16 protein-coding genes are annotated in these 15,769 nt (G+C 60.8%); 2 read left to right on the top strand and 14 right to left on the bottom strand.

All coding sequences use genetic code 11. The features are described 5' to 3' along the window. Positions 1 to 51: 51 nt before the first annotated feature. The 5 genes from FFM53_RS35625 to FFM53_RS35605 all read right to left on the bottom strand — a co-directional run bounded on the left by FFM53_RS35625 (position 52) and on the right by FFM53_RS35605 (position 5,229). A complete protein-coding gene (locus tag FFM53_RS35625) occupies positions 52 to 849 on the bottom strand; it encodes an ABC transporter ATP-binding protein (protein ID WP_011654373.1) in 798 nt (265 codons plus the stop codon). An 11-nt stretch (positions 850 to 860) separates the two neighbouring features. Continuing rightward, positions 861 to 1,754, bottom strand: a complete 894-nt coding sequence (gene ntrB / locus FFM53_RS35620; protein WP_062944033.1) for a nitrate ABC transporter permease — start codon at positions 1,752 to 1,754, stop codon at positions 861 to 863. A gap of 55 nt (positions 1,755 to 1,809) precedes the next feature. Further along, positions 1,810 to 3,123 carry a CmpA/NrtA family ABC transporter substrate-binding protein gene (locus FFM53_RS35615; RefSeq protein WP_138390097.1) on the bottom strand — a complete coding sequence of 438 codons (1,314 nt, stop codon included), beginning with the start codon at positions 3,121 to 3,123 and terminating at the stop codon, positions 1,810 to 1,812. Between the two features lie 457 nt (positions 3,124 to 3,580). Then, positions 3,581 to 4,585 carry an inorganic phosphate transporter gene (locus FFM53_RS35610; protein ID WP_138390096.1) on the bottom strand — a complete coding sequence of 335 codons (1,005 nt, stop codon included), beginning with the start codon at positions 4,583 to 4,585 and terminating at the stop codon, positions 3,581 to 3,583. Continuing rightward, positions 4,585 to 5,229 (bottom strand): DUF47 domain-containing protein, encoded by a 645-nt coding sequence (locus FFM53_RS35605; protein WP_138390095.1) that lies wholly within the window; start codon positions 5,227 to 5,229, stop codon positions 4,585 to 4,587. The genes FFM53_RS35610 and FFM53_RS35605 overlap by 1 nt, the downstream gene beginning before the upstream one ends. 96 nt (positions 5,230 to 5,325) lie before the next feature. On the opposite strand from FFM53_RS35605, the gene FFM53_RS35600 reads away from it, so the two are divergent. Beyond that, positions 5,326 to 5,859 (top strand): NUDIX hydrolase, encoded by a 534-nt coding sequence (locus FFM53_RS35600; RefSeq protein WP_138390094.1) that lies wholly within the window; start codon positions 5,326 to 5,328, stop codon positions 5,857 to 5,859. A 36-nt stretch (positions 5,860 to 5,895) separates the two neighbouring features. Here FFM53_RS35600 and FFM53_RS35595 read toward each other — a convergent pair whose 3' ends face one another. The 9 genes from FFM53_RS35595 to FFM53_RS35555 form a co-directional block, all read right to left on the bottom strand. Beyond that, the gene (locus FFM53_RS35595; protein WP_138390093.1) at positions 5,896 to 6,807 is read right to left on the bottom strand and encodes an ABC transporter permease; all 912 of its coding nucleotides are present in this window, start codon (positions 6,805 to 6,807) and stop codon (positions 5,896 to 5,898) included. After that, positions 6,804 to 7,904, bottom strand: coding sequence for an ABC transporter permease (locus tag FFM53_RS35590; RefSeq protein WP_138390092.1), 1,101 nt, complete (start codon positions 7,902 to 7,904; stop codon positions 6,804 to 6,806). Before FFM53_RS35590 ends, FFM53_RS35595 begins: the two co-directional genes overlap by 4 nt. Further along, positions 7,901 to 9,424 (bottom strand): ABC transporter ATP-binding protein, encoded by a 1,524-nt coding sequence (locus FFM53_RS35585; RefSeq protein ID WP_138390091.1) that lies wholly within the window; start codon positions 9,422 to 9,424, stop codon positions 7,901 to 7,903. Before FFM53_RS35585 ends, FFM53_RS35590 begins: the two co-directional genes overlap by 4 nt. A gap of 3 nt (positions 9,425 to 9,427) precedes the next feature. Further along, positions 9,428 to 10,525, bottom strand: coding sequence for a BMP family ABC transporter substrate-binding protein (locus FFM53_RS35580; protein WP_138390090.1), 1,098 nt, complete (start codon positions 10,523 to 10,525; stop codon positions 9,428 to 9,430). A 25-nt stretch (positions 10,526 to 10,550) separates the two neighbouring features. Next, positions 10,551 to 11,930 carry an amidohydrolase gene (locus tag FFM53_RS35575; RefSeq protein ID WP_138390089.1) on the bottom strand — a complete coding sequence of 460 codons (1,380 nt, stop codon included), beginning with the start codon at positions 11,928 to 11,930 and terminating at the stop codon, positions 10,551 to 10,553. A gap of 1 nt (position 11,931) precedes the next feature. Then, positions 11,932 to 12,591: a glutathione S-transferase family protein gene (locus FFM53_RS35570; protein ID WP_138390088.1), complete on the bottom strand. Its 660-nt coding sequence runs from the start codon at positions 12,589 to 12,591 to the stop codon at positions 11,932 to 11,934. After that, entirely contained in the window at positions 12,588 to 13,433 is an 846-nt protein-coding gene (locus FFM53_RS35565) for an aromatic ring-hydroxylating oxygenase subunit alpha (protein ID WP_138390087.1), read from the bottom strand. Before FFM53_RS35565 ends, FFM53_RS35570 begins: the two co-directional genes overlap by 4 nt. Beyond that, positions 13,430 to 14,083 carry a Rieske (2Fe-2S) protein gene (locus FFM53_RS35560; protein WP_138390086.1) on the bottom strand — a complete coding sequence of 218 codons (654 nt, stop codon included), beginning with the start codon at positions 14,081 to 14,083 and terminating at the stop codon, positions 13,430 to 13,432. Before FFM53_RS35560 ends, FFM53_RS35565 begins: the two co-directional genes overlap by 4 nt. Positions 14,084 to 14,226: 143 nt before the next feature. Beyond that, complete coding sequence (locus FFM53_RS35555) at positions 14,227 to 14,508, bottom strand: acylphosphatase (protein ID WP_138390085.1); 282 nt, start codon at positions 14,506 to 14,508, stop codon at positions 14,227 to 14,229. A gap of 463 nt (positions 14,509 to 14,971) precedes the next feature. Here FFM53_RS35555 and FFM53_RS35550 point away from each other — a divergent pair, with 463 nt between their 5' ends. Further along, complete coding sequence (locus FFM53_RS35550) at positions 14,972 to 15,766, top strand: ABC transporter ATP-binding protein (RefSeq protein WP_138334736.1); 795 nt, start codon at positions 14,972 to 14,974, stop codon at positions 15,764 to 15,766. Positions 15,767 to 15,769 lie beyond the last annotated feature (3 nt).

Here is a 15,769-nt window from a genome sequence, read left to right as displayed (position 1 = left end):
TACGAAGGCGAGAAAACCACGACCGACAAACGCCGAGGTTATTTCCGGTCTCTACTCCGCCGCTTCGATGAAGCGGTGGCGTTCGTAGAGGAACTTCAGCACGGCTTCACGGCATTTGAGATATGTCCGGTCGGAGGCGAGTTCGATGCGATGGCGGGGACGGGGCATGGTCACATCGAGCACTTCGCCGATGCGGGCCGCCGGGCCGTTGGTCATCATCACGATGCGATCGGACAGCAGCACCGCCTCATCGACATCATGGGTGATCATCACCATCGTGTTGCCGAGGCGAGCGTGGATCTCCATCACCGCGTCCTGCAGATGAGCGCGGGTCAGTGCATCGAGCGCGCCGAAGGGTTCGTCGAGCAGCAGGATCTTCGGCTCCATTGCAAGCGCGCGGGCGATGCCGACGCGCTGTTTCATGCCGCCTGAAATTTCCGAAGGCCGCTTATCCCTTGCATGCGCCATCTGCACGAGGTCGAGGTTGGCCATCACCCACTCATGCCGCTCGGCCTTGGTCTTCGTTCGGCTGAAGAGTTTGGAGACGGCGAGATTGACGTTCTCGTAGACCGTCAGCCAGGGCAGCAGCGAGTGGTTCTGGAAGACGACGGCACGCTCCGGACCGGGTCCGTTGACCTCACGGTTTTCAAGGAGCACGGCGCCTGCCGAAACCGGGGTCAGGCCGGCGATGAGGTTGAGCAGGGTGGACTTGCCGCAGCCCGAATGGCCGATGATCGAGACGAATTCGCCTGCGGAAATCGTCAGGTTGATGTCCTTCAGGACCTCGGCGCGCACGCCGCCCCGATCGAAATGTTTGTCGATATGGTCGAGCTTCAGATAGGCGTTCATAGGTGCGTTCCTCAGTTGGCCATGGCGCCGCGGGTGATGAGTTTGCCGAGTGCTGCCACCAGCTTGTCGAGGGCGAAGCCGACGATGCCGATATAGGCGAGCGCGACGATGATGTCCGGAAGGCGCGACGAGTTCCATGCGTCCCAGATGAAGAAGCCGATGCCGACGCCGCCCGTCAGCATTTCGGCCGCGACGATGGCGAGCCAGGAGAGGCCGACGCCGATCCTGAGGCCTGTGAAGATGTAAGGCGCTGCCGAAGGCAGCATGATCTTCCAGAAAAACTCGAACTGGTTGAGGCGCAGCACCTCGGCGACATTGCGGTAGTCCTGCGGGATATTACGCACGCCGACGGCGGTGTTGATGATCACCGGCCAGATCGACGTGATGAAGATCACGAAGATCGCCGAGGGGTTGGAATCCTGGAAGGCTGCGAGCGAAAGCGGCAGCCAGGCGAGCGGCGGAACCGTGCGCAGCACCTGGAAGATCGGATCGAGGCCACGCATCGCCCAGACCGACTGGCCGATGATCGCACCGATGATGACGCCTGTGACCGCGGCAAGCCCAAAGCCATAGAGAACGCGCTGCAGCGAAATGAGCACGCGCCAGCCGAGCCCGATATCCTGGGAGCCGTAGTTGAAAAACGGATAGGCGATCAGGTCATAGCTATCCTGCCAGACCCGATGCGGCGAGGGCAAAGACGCATCCGCCGACGAACAGAGCACCTGCCAGACGAGCAGGATGAGTGCCAGCACGACGACTGGCGGAACGACATTGCGAAGGGCGGTCAGTGCCGCTCGACGAAAATCGATCCGCGATCCGTGCTTGCCGGAAAATGGCAGAACCTTTGCCGCCAGCGTGGCAGAGGCGGCCGTGGAGGGATTTTCTTTATTTGCCAGGGCGGACATCAACGTGCTCCTCACGTGAATGAAAGGCCGGCGCGCCGTCGCGCGCCGGAGCGGGTCAGGAGACAGCCTTGATCGAAAGGCTGTCGAGATAGGCCGAGGGATTTTCAGGGTCGAAAACCTTGCCGTCGAAGAAAGTCTCCTTGCCGCGAGAAGACGATGCGGGAATATCGGCCGCCGCGACGCCGAGATCCTTGGCGGCCTCGCGCCAGATGTCTTCGCGGTTCACCTGGTTGACCAGCGCCTTGACGTCGGTGCTCGCCGGCAGATTTCCCCAGCGGATGTTTTCCGTCATGAACCAGGTATCGTGGCTCTTGAACGGATAGGAGGCGCCGTCTTTCCAGAACTTCATATAGAGGTCGGTGGCTTTGACATCGCGGCCGTTGCCATAATTGATGTCGCCCTTGAGGCGGCCGAGCACGTCCTTCGTCGGAACGTTGAACCATTGGCGCTTGCCGAGAATGTCAGCCATCTCCGCCTTGTTGTCCATGCTTTCGCACCACTGCTGCGCCTCCATGACGGCCATCAGCAGGGCCTTGGCAGCATTGGGATTCTGTTCGATCCAGTCGGCGCGCAGTCCGAGCGCCTTTTCAGGGTGACCCTTCCAGAGTTCGCCGGTGGTGGCTGCGGTAAAGCCGATGCCCTGGTTGACGAGCTGCTCGTTCCACGGTTCGCCCACACAGAAGACGTCCATGTTGCCGACCTTCATGTTGGCAACCATCTGCGGCGGCGGCACGACGATGGTCGAAACGTCCTTGTTCGGATCGATGCCGCCGGCGGCGAGCCAGTAGCGAATCCAAAGGTCATGGGTGCCGCCCGGGAAGGTCATGGCGGCCTTGATCTCCTTGCCCTCCGCCTTCTTTTTCTCGAATGCCGCCTTCAGCTTGGAGGAATCCAGTTGCACGCCGGTGTCGGCATATTCCTTGGCGACGGAAATACCCTGGCTGTCGAGGTTGAGCCGGGCGAGGATAGCCATCGGCACCGGCTTATTGTTCTGCGTCACCTTGCCGGTATGCATGAGATAGGGGAGCGGCGACAGGATATGCGCACCGTCGATGCCGTTTGCTGCGCCGCCCAGCACGAGATTGTCGCGGGTCGCACCCCAGGATGCCTGTTTGGCCACATCCGTTTCCGGAAGGCCATGCTTGTCGAAAAAGCCCTTTTCCTTGGCGATGATCAACGGTGCGGAATCGGTTAGAGCGATAAAGCCGAGCTTGACACCTTTCACCTCAGGGCCTGCTCCGGCTGCGAAGGCGCCGGACGGAAAGGCAGCCTTGACGGCGCCGATGAGGGCAGCCGCTGCGGTCGTCTTAAGCATGCTGCGGCGGGTAATGCCGCTTGTCGAAATCCCAGTCTGCAAATTCTTTGTCATGCGCAGGTTCCCTCTGCTGGCTGAATCTGGACACAAAAAAACGCCGCCGGAAATTGCGTCCAGGGGATGGGAGTATCCCGGAGCAAAGACCTTGCGACGTCGGTGTCTAATGTAGGCGCTTATGCCGCGCCTATCCGCGCCGGTCGCCGTTGACCGATGCGCATCTGAACCTGCAATCAGCGTGCCAATTTCGAAAGGAGATGGTAACGGCATGAAGCAAAAGGAGAAATGCGAAGAATTGACGAATGCCTATTTCTTAGGCTTTGTTATTTTCTGCTTCTGCTTTGTGCGATTGCTAACGTAATCGCAGCCATGGAGCGCTCTATTTGTGCAGTGCACGCAATATGGAAGTCGCGATGACGCAGACCGCAGAGCGGATTCTGCCCACATTATTCGTCGGTATTTGGCGGCGGCAAAGCTCAGGCGGGAAGGGCAAGTGGCGATTGCCTCGCCATCTTCATTGCAGCAAAGATACGAGGCCGTAGAACGCCGCGGATATTGCTGCAGCCGCCGGCATCGTGATGATCCAGGCGATCACGATGTTGCCGGCCAATCCCCAGCGCACGGCTGAGACACGACGAGCCGCGCCCACTCCGATGATAGCTCCGGTGATGGTATGCGTCGTCGAAACGGGAATACCGAGCCAGGTCGCTCCGAAGAGTGTCAACGCTCCGCCGGTCTCCGCGCAGAAACCTTGCATGGGGTTGAGCCGGGTGATCTTCGACCCCATGGTATGAACGATCCGCCATCCGCCAAAGAGCGTACCGAGAGCCATTGCCGACTGGCAGGTAATGACCACCCAGAAAGGCACGTAGAATGTCGGGCCAAGATATCCCTGGCTGAACAGGAGCACCGCGATGATGCCCATCGTCTTCTGCGCATCGTTTCCGCCGTGGCCCAGCGAGTAGAGCGAAGCGGATACGAACTGCATGATGCGAAATGTGCGATCCACCGCAAACGGTGTTTGCCGGACGAATAGCCAGGAGACTGCGAGCACCAGCACCAGGGCAAGCAGAAAGCCGATGGCTGGCGATACGAAAATAGCACCGACGGTTTTTAGAAGGCCGTTCCAGACGATCGAGTTGAAGCCCACCTTTGCCAGACCAGCCCCCACCAGCCCACCGACAAGCGCATGCGACGAGCTCGACGGAATCCCGAAAATCCAGGTGATGATATTCCAGATGATCGCGCCCATGAGTGCTGCGAAGATCACTTGTGGCGAAACGATCGCAGGATCGATGATGCCGGTCCCCAGTGTCTCGGCGACATGCAGGCCGAAGAACAGGAATGCGATGAAATTGAAGAACGCCGCCCAGGCGACGGCATATTGTGGCCGCAGGACGCGGGTCGAGACGATCGTGGCGATCGAATTGGCCGCGTCATGCAGACCATTGAGAAAGTCGAAGAACAGGGCGATAGCGACCAGGCCGACCAGCAGCGGCAGAGCGAGGGAGGCATCCATCAGACGTTCTCGATGAGAATGCCGCTGATTTCATTGGCGACATCCTCGAAGCGGTCGACGACTTTCTCCAGTTCTCCGTAGATTTCGCTTCCGATCATGTAGGCCATCGCATTGCCGCTGGCGCCATGACGCAAGAACAGATCCTTCAAACCCTGGTCGTAGAGCTCATCGGAACGTCCCTCCACTCGGGTGACTTCCTCCGCGATGGCCGTGAGACGCTGCGCATTGGCTCCCAATCTGTCGAGGAGAGGTAGCGCTTCCGCGACAAGGTTTGCCGCCTTGACGATTTCGCTGCCCATCTGCTGCATGAGCGGATCGAAGCTCGATTGTTCGAACAAACGGATCGTCTTGACTGCCTTGTGCATCATGTCGATCGCATCATCCATCGACTGAATAAGGTCCTTGATGTCACCCCGGTCGAAGGGCGTGATGAAGCTTCGTCGAACGGCCAGAAGAACCTCACGCGTGACATCGTCGGCCTCGTTTTCCAATGTGACGATGCGTTCGCAGTTTTTCTCAACGTCATTGCCCTTCAGGAGTTGGTCGAGGGCGTGCGCGGCGGCAACGACGGTCTTCGAGTGCTTGGAAAACATCTCAAAGAATCTGTCTTCCCGTGGCATCAGCTTGCGAAAAATGCTCATCATGCCTGGGAACCTTCCTCGTGCGGCCGATTGTCATAAATCTGTCATAAACACGCCCAGGCAATTGAAGCAACAAGCAAATTCGGTAATTCATTCGTTATGACGCCGAGCAAAAAAAGCAGGAAGCCTCGACCGGACAAATCCCAGCCACTGCTGCGGCAGCTCGCTGCCGTTCCTGAAACGCTGTTCGCCGGTGCATTCCGTCAACAATACGGCGCACTTTGCTTCCGCCACGGCAATGCCGGATCCGAGGTCGAAATCCTGGTGATCACATCGCGCGAGAGCGGGCGCTGGGTCATCCCGAAAGGGTGGCCGATGAAAGGGAAAAAGCCTTTCGAAGCAGCAGCAATCGAGGCCTGGGAGGAGGCAGGCGTGCGCGGGGTAGTGAAGAAGAAACCGGTCGGCCGCTATACCTATCTGAAAGAACTCGACAATGGCGATGTGGCGCCCTGTATCGTCGACATGTTTCAGATTGAAGTCACGGACATCAGCGGCAATTTCAAGGAGCGGGGTCAGCGTATTCTCGAATGGGTCAGCCCGGATGAAGCGGCACGCCGCGTTCGCGAGATCGAACTCAAGTCGCTGCTCGTCCAATTTGAAGCGCACGGCCGAAAAAAGCCTGATCGCGGCTGACCTTCTTCGCCGGCACGTTGCAGCGCCGCGCGTCTTTTATCGCTCGAATGGTTCGCCGAGCGAAGCAACGCCATTCAGTTTCAGCAGGCGGCGGTCGGCGGAGATGATGCCGAGCACGATGATCGTGACGAGATATGGCAGGCTCGAGAGCAGCTGCGAGGGAACGTCCAGTCCGGTTGCCTGGGCAGCAAGCCCCATCAGCGAGACCGCACCGAAAAGGCAGGCGCCGAGAAAGATGCGGCCCGTGAGCCAAGTCCCGAAGACGACGAGGGCAATCGCGATCCAGCCGCGCCCGGCGATCATCCCGTCGGCCCAGAGCGGTGTATAGACCACCGACGCATAGGCGCCGGCGAAACCAGCCATCGCACCGCCGAAGGCGATGGCGAGGACGCGGACTGATATCACCGAATAGCCGATGGCGTGAGCGGCCTTCGGGTTCTCGCCGACGGCGCGGACGATAAGACCAATCTTGCTGTAGGCAAATATCGCCCACAAAGCCAGCGTCGCGGCGAGTGAAATCCACACGACGATGTCCTGGACGAAAAGGCCACCGATAACCGGCAATTCCGAAAGCCCGGGAAGGGCGAGCTTCGGAAGTCCCCTGACCGTGAGGCTTTCATAGGTCTTGCCGAAAAGCGCGGAAAGGCCCTGGCCGAGAATGCCGATGGCAAGGCCCGCCGCCACCTGGTTTGCCCGGAATCCAAGGGTGACGAAGGCAAAGAGCAGTGAAAGGACAGCGCTGCCGAGCCCGGCGACGACGAATCCCAGGAGATGTCCGCCGCCCTGATAGACGATAATGAAGGCGAGCACGGCACCGAAGGCCATCAATCCCTCGACCCCGAGGTTGAGGACGCCGGCGCGCTCGGCCACCATTTCGCCGAGGGCTGCCAGAAGAAACGGGGTCGCAGCCGCGAGCATGCCGGCAAGAATGAACTCGATGGCGTTCATGATGGGCTCCGGTGAGCGGCGCGGCGCCGTTCAAGGCGATAGCGCACGAAGGCGACGGCGATTAGGTAGGCGAGCAGCAGGCTGCCCTGGAAGACACGGACGGCAGCGATCGGCAGGTTGGCCGAGACCATGGCATTGTCGCCACCGATATAGATGACCGCCATGACCAGCGCCGAGACCACGATGCCGATCGGATGCAGGCCGCCGAGATAGGCGACGATGATGGCCGCATAGCCATAACCGCTCGCGACCGAACGCTGCAGCTGGCCGAGCGGACCGGCGACTTCGGCGGCACCGGCAAGACCGGCCGCAAAACCGCCGATCAGCAGCGAAAGCCAGATCGCCCAACCTTCCTTGAAGCCGGCATAGCCGGCAGCCCGCGGCGCCAGACCGCCGACCTGCAGCTTGTAACCGATGAAGCTCCTCTGCATGAAGACCCAGGCTGCAACAGACAAAGCGAGCGTGATGAGGAATGAGACATTGACGCGGGTACCGGCGATCAGGGTCGGCACCATCGCATCGTACTGAAACATCACCGACTGGGGGAAGTTGAAGCCATTCGGATCTTTCCAGGGGCCGAGCAGCAAATAGTTCAGCAGCTGCGCCGCAACGAGGCTCAGCATCAAAGAAACGAGGATCTCGTTGGCATTGAGGCGTACGCGCCAGAAGGCGGTGAGAGAAGCCCAGAGAGCGCCGCCGATGGCGCCGAGCAACAGCATCGCCGGCCAGATCCATTGGCCTGTTGCCTGGGGAAACCAGACCGGAATGGCAGAGGCGAAGATCGCGCCAAGAATGAACTGGCCTTCGGCGCCGATGTTGAAGACCTTGGCGCGAAAGCCGATCGCCAGTCCTTGGGCGATGAGCAGGAGCGGACCTGCCTTCAAAAGCACTTCCGAAAATGACGCCCAGGAAAGGAAGGGCTCAAAAAGCATCGCATAGACAACCGCGACAGGGTCGCGGCCCATCAAAACGTAGAGGCCGAGATTAAGTGTGATCGCTCCCCCGAGCGCTATGACAGGTGCGCACAGGGCCGCGGCAAGCGAGGCGCGCTCCCGGCGGACCAGGGTGGGAACGAAAGCAAGGGACCAAGCGCTCATATATGGACTTTCTCGGGCGAGGCTTGTGCCCCGATCATGTATCGGCCGATCTCCTCGGGCTTCGTGTCCCGCGTTGCGAGCGGCGGGCTGAGCCGGCCGTGATGCAGCACCTGGATGGAATCGCAGAGCTCGAACAGTTCTTCCAGCTCCTCGGAAATGACGAGGATCGCCATGCCCCGATTGCGCAATGCGACCAGACGGCTGCGGATGGCGGATGCGGCGCCGATATCGACGCCCCAGGTCGGTTGCGCCAGGAAAAGCAATTTGGGAGACAGCATGATTTCGCGACCAACGATGAACTTCTGCAGATTGCCGCCCGACAGGGTGCCAGCTTCCGCATCCGGGCCGGGAGTGCGCACATCATACTGGCGGATGCAATCATCGGTGAACGACGTCGCCCGCCCCCTGTCGACGAGACCGTGCCGCAAAAGCTTGAGCGGATGGGCCGTCAGCAGGCTGTTGAGGACGAGCGACATTTCGGGCACGGCGCCGCGTCCGAGCCGGTCTTCCGGAACGAAGGCAAATCCGAGCGTCCGCCGCGCGGCGGCATCGAGCCTGCCGACATCCATCCCCATCATGTAGATCCGGTCGCGTTGGTCGCGCCCCAGCACCGTCTCGCCTGAAATTAACGCGGCAAGCTCGCCTTGGCCGTTGCCCGAAATACCGGCGATCCCGAGGATTTCGCCGGCACGAACCTCGAGGCTGATGCCGGAGAGCGGCACCGCGAAGGGATCGTCGGGCTGATAGTCCAAACCGATGATCTCCAGCCGCTTTTCGCCACCAGACAGTGGCAGCGCCGCCATCGGCGCCGGCATGTCATGGCCGATCATCATGCGGGCAAGGTCATGGGCATCATGTTCACGCGGGTCGACATCCCCGGTTACGCGTCCGCCGCGCAGGATCGTCGCCCGGTCGCAGATCGCCCGGATTTCTTCGAGCTTGTGGGAGATCAACAGGATGGAAACGCCGCCGTCGCGCAGTCGTCGCAGCGTGTCGAAGAGCTTCTCCACCAGTTGCGGCGGCAGGACGGAGGTGGGCTCGTCGAGGATCAGCAGTTTCGGGTTGGTCATCAGGCTTCGGATGATCTCCACCCGTTGCCGCTCGCCGACGGACAGCGCATGCACATGGGCAAGCGGGTCGACTTCGAGGCCGAATTCCCGTCCAAGCGTCCGAATGCGTTCCTTGAGCTCAGCCTTGCGGCCCGGCACGACCAGCCGAATATTCTCCAGGACGGTCAGGGTCTCGAACAGCGAGAAATGCTGGAAGACCATGCCGATACCGTGGCGCCTTGCCTCGGCAGGGGAGGCAAGGCGCAAGGGTTCTCCTTCCCAGACGACCTCTCCGTCGTCCGGTTGCTCGACGCCGTAGATCAGCTTCATCAGCGTCGATTTTCCCGCCCCGTTTTCCCCGAGGATCGCATGGATCGATTGCGACGCCACGTCCAGATCGATGGCCTGATTGGCATGGATCTGGCCGTAGCTCTTCGAAATGCCGCGCAGCGACAGGAGCGGGGTGGTCATGACTTATTTCGGCAGCGGCGTGGACACGCCCTTGACGTGCCAGTTCATGGCGATGATCTCGGGGTCGGCCATGGTTACGCCCGATGCGACACCTTCACTGCCGTCGGCCTTGGCGATCGGCCCGGTGAAGGGCGAGAAACTGCCGTCGGCGATCTTTACCTCGATCTCCTTGATCTTGGTCATCACGTCAGCCGGAATATCCGGGTTCCAGTCGACCACTTCGACGACCTTGTCGGCAACGCCGAGGAACGTATTGGCGCCCTTGAACGTGCCGGCGAGGTGGGCATCGACCGAAGCCTTGAAGAACGGCGACCAGTCCGTCGCGATACAGCCGAGATAGGTCTTCGGCGCATATTTCTTCATCGAGGAATTGAGATTGAAGGCGTAGACGCCGGCTTCCTCACAGGCCGAGATGACAGACGGCGTGTCCTGGGCGTTGGAGAAGATCACGTCGCACTTCTGCGCGATCAGAGCCTTGGCGGCTTCTTGCTCCTTGGCCGGATCGAACCATGAGTTCACCCAGACCACCGAGACCTCGATATCGGGTTTGACGGCCTGGGCGCCGAGCGTAAAGGCGTTGATCGAGGTAATGAGCTCAGGGATGGCAAAGGCGGAGACAGAGCCGAGCTTGCCGGTCTTGGAAAGTGCTGCCGCAGCCATGCCGAGCAGGTAGGTACCCTGGAAATATTTGGCGGCGAAGGGCGAGAAGTTCGGAGCGACCTGGAAGCCGGAGGCGTGCAGGACCGTGACGCTCGGATCGCGGCGGGCGATCTGCAGGGCGCCGTTCTGATAGCCGAAAGAGCCGGCGATCAGGAACTTGTTTCCGTCGGCGACGGTCTTGTTCATGATGCGGTCGGCGTCCGGGCCTTCCGCGATATTCTCAAGCACGGTGACCTTCACCTTGTCGCCGTAAGCGGCCTTGATCGGCTCGAGACCGGCGGCAAGCGCATGCCCCCAGCCAACGTCGCCGACGGGCGAGGGGATTACCAGCGTGATGCCGAGCGGCTCGTCGGCCGCCAAAGCAAGGCGGCTGCCGAGTACGCCGGCAAGGCCGGTGGCGGCAGCGGCCGTCATCAGGTTTCTGCGGGTCAGTTTGGTCATGTTCTCAGTTCCCTCTTTTGGTTTTTTAAAATTCCACGGCGGATAGTGCGGCCTCGGCATCGGCTGACAGCTTGGCTTCGTCGAGCCCGGGAAATTCGCCCTTCTGCCAGACGATGCGGCCATTGATCATGGTCATATCCGTCGCCATACCGATACCGACGCGGGCAATCAGGCTCAGCGGATCGTGCCGCGTGCCAACATAATCCATACGGCGGGTGTCGATCACAAACAGGTCGGCGGCCATGCCGGGCGCCAGCCGGCCGATATCGCGTCGGCCGAGCAGACTGGCACCCCCTGTCGTGCCGTAGCCGAGGAAATCGACCGGCGGCGGCACGGGATGGGCGCGGCCGGAGGCGACGAGGCATTGCAGCATGTAAGCGGAATGCAGGCAGTGCATCAGGTTGGAATTGTCGTTGGAGGCAGCACCGTCGCAGCCGAGGCCGACGCGCAGGCCGAAGGCTGCCATGGCGGGAATGTCGGTGACCTCAGCGCCGACCAGATAGACCGGTTCCGGGCAATGCGCGACACCGGTGCCGCTGGCCGCCATCTTCCTGAGCTCGTCGTGGGTCAGCTCCCAGCAATGGGCATAGAAGGTATCAGGCCCGGCAAAGCCAAGTTCTTCCAGATAGTCGACCGTGCGCATGCCGTGGCGCGCCTGAATGACCGGGCTTTCGCCTTCGCCGACATGGGTATGCATCATGACGCCGCGATCGCGCGCCAGTGCCACCGATTCCAGGAAAGTCTCGCGGTAGCAATTGACCGGCTGACAGGGGGCGACCACGACCTGGCGCATGCTGAAGGGGCTGGTATCGTGATAGGTGTCGATCAGCCGGGCGCAGTCAGCGATGAATTCGTCGGTCGTTTCCAGCATCTCGTCGGGAATGGTCGAGCCTTCCGACTTCGGCAGGGTATTGCCGCCGCGGCCGGCATGGAAACGCATGCCGAGCAGTTCGGCCGCTTCGAACTGGCGGTCGATCAACCGCTTTCCGGCGTGCCGGGGGAAATTGTACTGATGATCCAAGGCTGTGGTGCAGCCGTGCTTGACCATCTCGGCCATCGCCGTGACGGAGGAGTGGTAAAAGCATTCCTCGTTGAGCTGCGAAAAGATCGGGTAGATGCGGTCCAGCCACTCGATCACCGAGAGCTTCGTCCAGTCGAGATCGGCGCGGTTGCGCACGAAGCACTGGAAGAAGTGATGGTGGGTGTTGACGAGACCCGGATAGACAAACCAGCCCGCAGCATCCTGAACGGTCGTGCCGGCAGGCAGTGCGTCCGCCGCCAGATTTTCGCCGATCGCCAGGATCGCCGGACCGTTGGTAAGGAGATCGACATTGCGATGGACGGCCGGTCCCTTGCCCTCGTCGACAATCACGGCTGCGCAGTTCTTCAGGAGATAGCCAGCCATGTCACGCCTCGCCCGGTTCGATATGAGGTTCGGGCTTCAACTCGTGCAGCCGGTGGATACCAGGCATTTCGATAAATTTGTCGAGGGCGCGCAGCGCCCGCGACCAGAGCCGGATCGCGGGATAAGCATCCAGCGTAACGCCGCCATCGGGAGCCAGTGCCACATAGGGAAAGCAGGCGATGTCGGCAATTGTCGGCCGGTCGGCGGCGAGGAAGCGCATGCCGCGAAGGCCCTGCTCGACAAGCCCAGCTTCAAGCTCGCGAAGCGCGGCGATGCCCTGGGCCTGCAGCGCGCCGATATCGCCCGGCCGCAACAGCATTTCATGGAGTCGCGCTGCCCCGAGGCTTGCCGTCAGCCGGCCGGAGAACGACAGCCATTGCTGCACCCGCGCCGCTTCCTCGGCCTTACCACTGCCGAGCCATTCGGGTGCTGCCTTGGCGGCGAGATAGACGAGGATCGCCAACGATTCCGTCAGGATCAGATCCCCATCTTCCAGGATCGGAATGGAGCCTGCCGGGTTGAGCGCAAGCAGCTCGGGGCCGCGATGCTCGGCGCCGGGATGGAAATCCACCGGGCGCAGGTCAAGCTTCACGCCGGTCAGCGCCGCCATCAGGCGCACCTTGTAGCAACTGGGCGAGAGAATGTAGTCGTAGAGCTTCATTGCGCCACCAGCTGTGCGCCGTAGGTATAGTTGTGGCGCTTCAGCCAGCGCCGGTAAGCGATCGATGTCAGATCGGCCCGCGTCGGAATTTCCATGCCGGGGTCGAGCGGCAGCAGCCGCGGGATCTGGTTTTCGAGGATCGAACGGTCCTGCAGAAAGATCGTCTGCTGGAAATGAATGAGGTCGGTCATCGCGGTTTCGTCGTCGAAGAGCGCCATCCATGGCCAGACGTCGCAGAGGTCCTCAGCCAACGGCTGCACGAAAAGCGTGATCACGTCCCATTCGCTCGGGCGCGGCGGGCAGGTCTTGTAAAGTACGGAGCAGGTGGGCGCCGGCACGCGGTACATGTATTCCGTCGTGATGCCGCCGCTTGCCGACTTGGCGGCCTGCGGCTGGTAGAATTTCACCTGCGTTGCCCAGACCTCGTCTTCTTCCTCGCGGATCTCGACCTTGTAGTTCTGGACCTCGGTGTGCGGCTCCGCGCCGAGAATGTCGGTGTGGACGAAGGGGAAATGGGCGATGTCGAGGAAGTTCTCGACGGCACGCAGGGGCGAGCAGCGCACCCGCACCACGCCGACATCGACGAAGCGACGGCCGGGCTGATCAGCCTCGGGAATCGGAAAAAGTTCCTTCTGCGGCTCGCCGAGGGAGGACCAGACATGACCGTACCGCACACGCACCGGCAGAACGCGGCCGTCTCTGCCCGTCACCTTCGCATTGCCATCGGCATCGCGTGCCACTTCGATCGGCTCGCCCATCAACGCCGTCGCACGACCTGCGCTGTCGAGCTGGCTGAAAAGCCCGACCGGATACCATTCATCGATCATCGCCTGCATGGTCATTGCGCGATCTCCTTTTTCTGAAGACCCTCAGCCCGGCGGCGCAGGCTTTCGGCGGCCCGTGAAGCGCCGATGCCCGCAGCAAGGCCGGCGTCACCCTTCAGCAGCACATGGATCAGCGTCTGTCCGTCTTCTTGGGCGGATAATAGCAGACAGATGGTCCCGATGGATGCGTCGATCTCGACAAGACCATCAGTGCTCGCCTTGCCGCCGGCGGCCGCCTCGATCGCGGCGATGCCGGCGAACACCGTCAGGGAGCGCAGAGGAATGAGGCCCTCGAGCCCCGGCGGCTTCGATGCGGGCGTGCCCACGGCCACCCAGATCACGCTGTCCGCTTCCTCGACATCATGGGTGGCGACGCGGATGGTTTCCGGTGGCGTCAGCCCCGGATGGGCGGGGATGCGCAGACAGTTTCCGGCCTGGCCATAGCTCCACCCGTGATAGATGCAGGAGAGCGTCTCACCGCGCACGAAGCCGTGAGACAGGCGCATGCCGCGATGCGGACAGCGATCCGCCGATGCCGATATGCGCCCCGAAGCGCTGCGCCACAGGGCAATCGATCCGGCTGCCGTCCGCACCGGCATGACGGTTCCGGCCGGCAAATCCCGGGAGAGGGCGACTGGCGTCCAAAAGCCCGTCGTATCGGAAGGCATGACTAGAATTCCCAAACAAAACCAAATGCTTGCCGATCAAGTCCCGCGTCGGCGTCGTGGCAATTCCGCCTCAACGCCATCAGGTTTGCATAATTATTTCGCATTGGCAACATTGAGTAAATAATATGCACGGAGGAAGTATCCTACAGCCGGGCACTCGGTCTTTTGGCGCTGAGCGCTGTGCGTTCTATCCTCTCGACCCATACGTCGATAGGCCCGAGAGAGCATCCCATCTCCATCATGTCGATCAGCTCTTCCGGCCCAGCAACCTCAAGTTCGATCCGCATGGAACTCGCATGAGATATGGTGTGCGAGAGCCCAAGCTTGGCAGCGTGGCGCCGGATCCAGGGAACGAAGGAGGCAGCCTCGAGATCACCGACAATCGTCATCCGCTCCAGGGGGTGGCTGGTATCTTGTTCTGTCATGAGGATTGTTCGACCTCGCCTCGCCTTGCCTTGCCGCACCATAGCGCCTGATTGAACTTACGAAAGAAGTTATCGCAAGGCGAGGATATGCGCCACGGCAGATCCTGAGAATTCAAGTAGCGAGTAAGTTCCATAATTCAGCTTATGCCATATTGCGCAATCTAGAGTTGATAGACCTCGTTCGGACGAGTCGCGATGAGTATGTCAACAAACTGATAAATAACGATAATCACGAAATTTTCTCGGAAACATGCACGCCGGAGAGGATTCTTGCTTCCTCATTTCCTCAATCGCTTTTAACGCAAGGCGGCACAGGAGCCAGCCTTGTTGGCCGAAAGGTTGGCCGCTTGCAAGAGCATGACGAGGACCTAGGCGGAGGACTAACGAAAATAGTTGATTGCCGCTCTCATCTTTAGTACCGACCTATCACCCGGTTAAAGGATGTCACGTGGCTATACTCCCGATGCAAGATCCACCTCGCACGGCTGAAACTTTTGTCGCCGAAAATATAGGTCTTCTGATAGAGCGGAACGAAATTCTCTGCGACGTCAGTCTTAAATTTCCGGCAGGAGAAGTTGTCGCGCTGGTCGGCCACAACGGCTCCGGAAAATCCAGTCTTCTCAAAATGTTAGCTCGTCAGCTTGCGCCGAGCACTGGATCGATCTCTTACGGGAACCAGGATCTGAGGATGTATAGCGAACGCGCCTTTGCGCGTTCGGTCGCATATCTACCCCAGGATGTCACGACCGGATCGGAAATGACGGTCCGCGAGCTTGTGGGATGCGGTCGTTATCCGTGGCACGGAGCGCTCGGCCGGTTCACCAAGAACGATGAAGAGAAAGTCGAGGAAGCCCTTCGAGCCACGCATATCGAAACGTTCGCCGACCGTATCATGGGAACACTATCGGGCGGTGAGCGGCAACGGGCCTGGATTGCGATGCTGATCGCTCAGGATGCTCGCTGCCTGTTGCTCGACGAACCGACTGCGGCACTCGACGTTGCTCATCAGGTCGAGGTGCTCTCACTTGTGCGACGCTTGGCGCATGAGGGTGGAAGGAGTGTCGTCATCGTTCTCCACGACATCAACATGGCCGCCCGCTTCTGCGATCGGATCCATGCATTGAAACGCGGTCGCGTGGTTGCCAGCGGAACGCCGAGCGCGATCCTCGCGCCGAACACGCTGCAAGAGATCTATGGGATCGACATGGATGTGATCTCCGCGCCCAACCTGCCCTATCCGCTCGCCTATGTTTGCTGAGGC

The sequence above is a fragment of the Rhizobium indicum genome (genome assembly GCF_005862305.2).
Classification (GTDB): Bacteria; Pseudomonadota; Alphaproteobacteria; order Rhizobiales; family Rhizobiaceae; genus Rhizobium; species Rhizobium indicum.
Note: the sequence above shows the minus strand (reverse complement) of the source record. Positions and strands in the feature narration are given on the sequence as shown.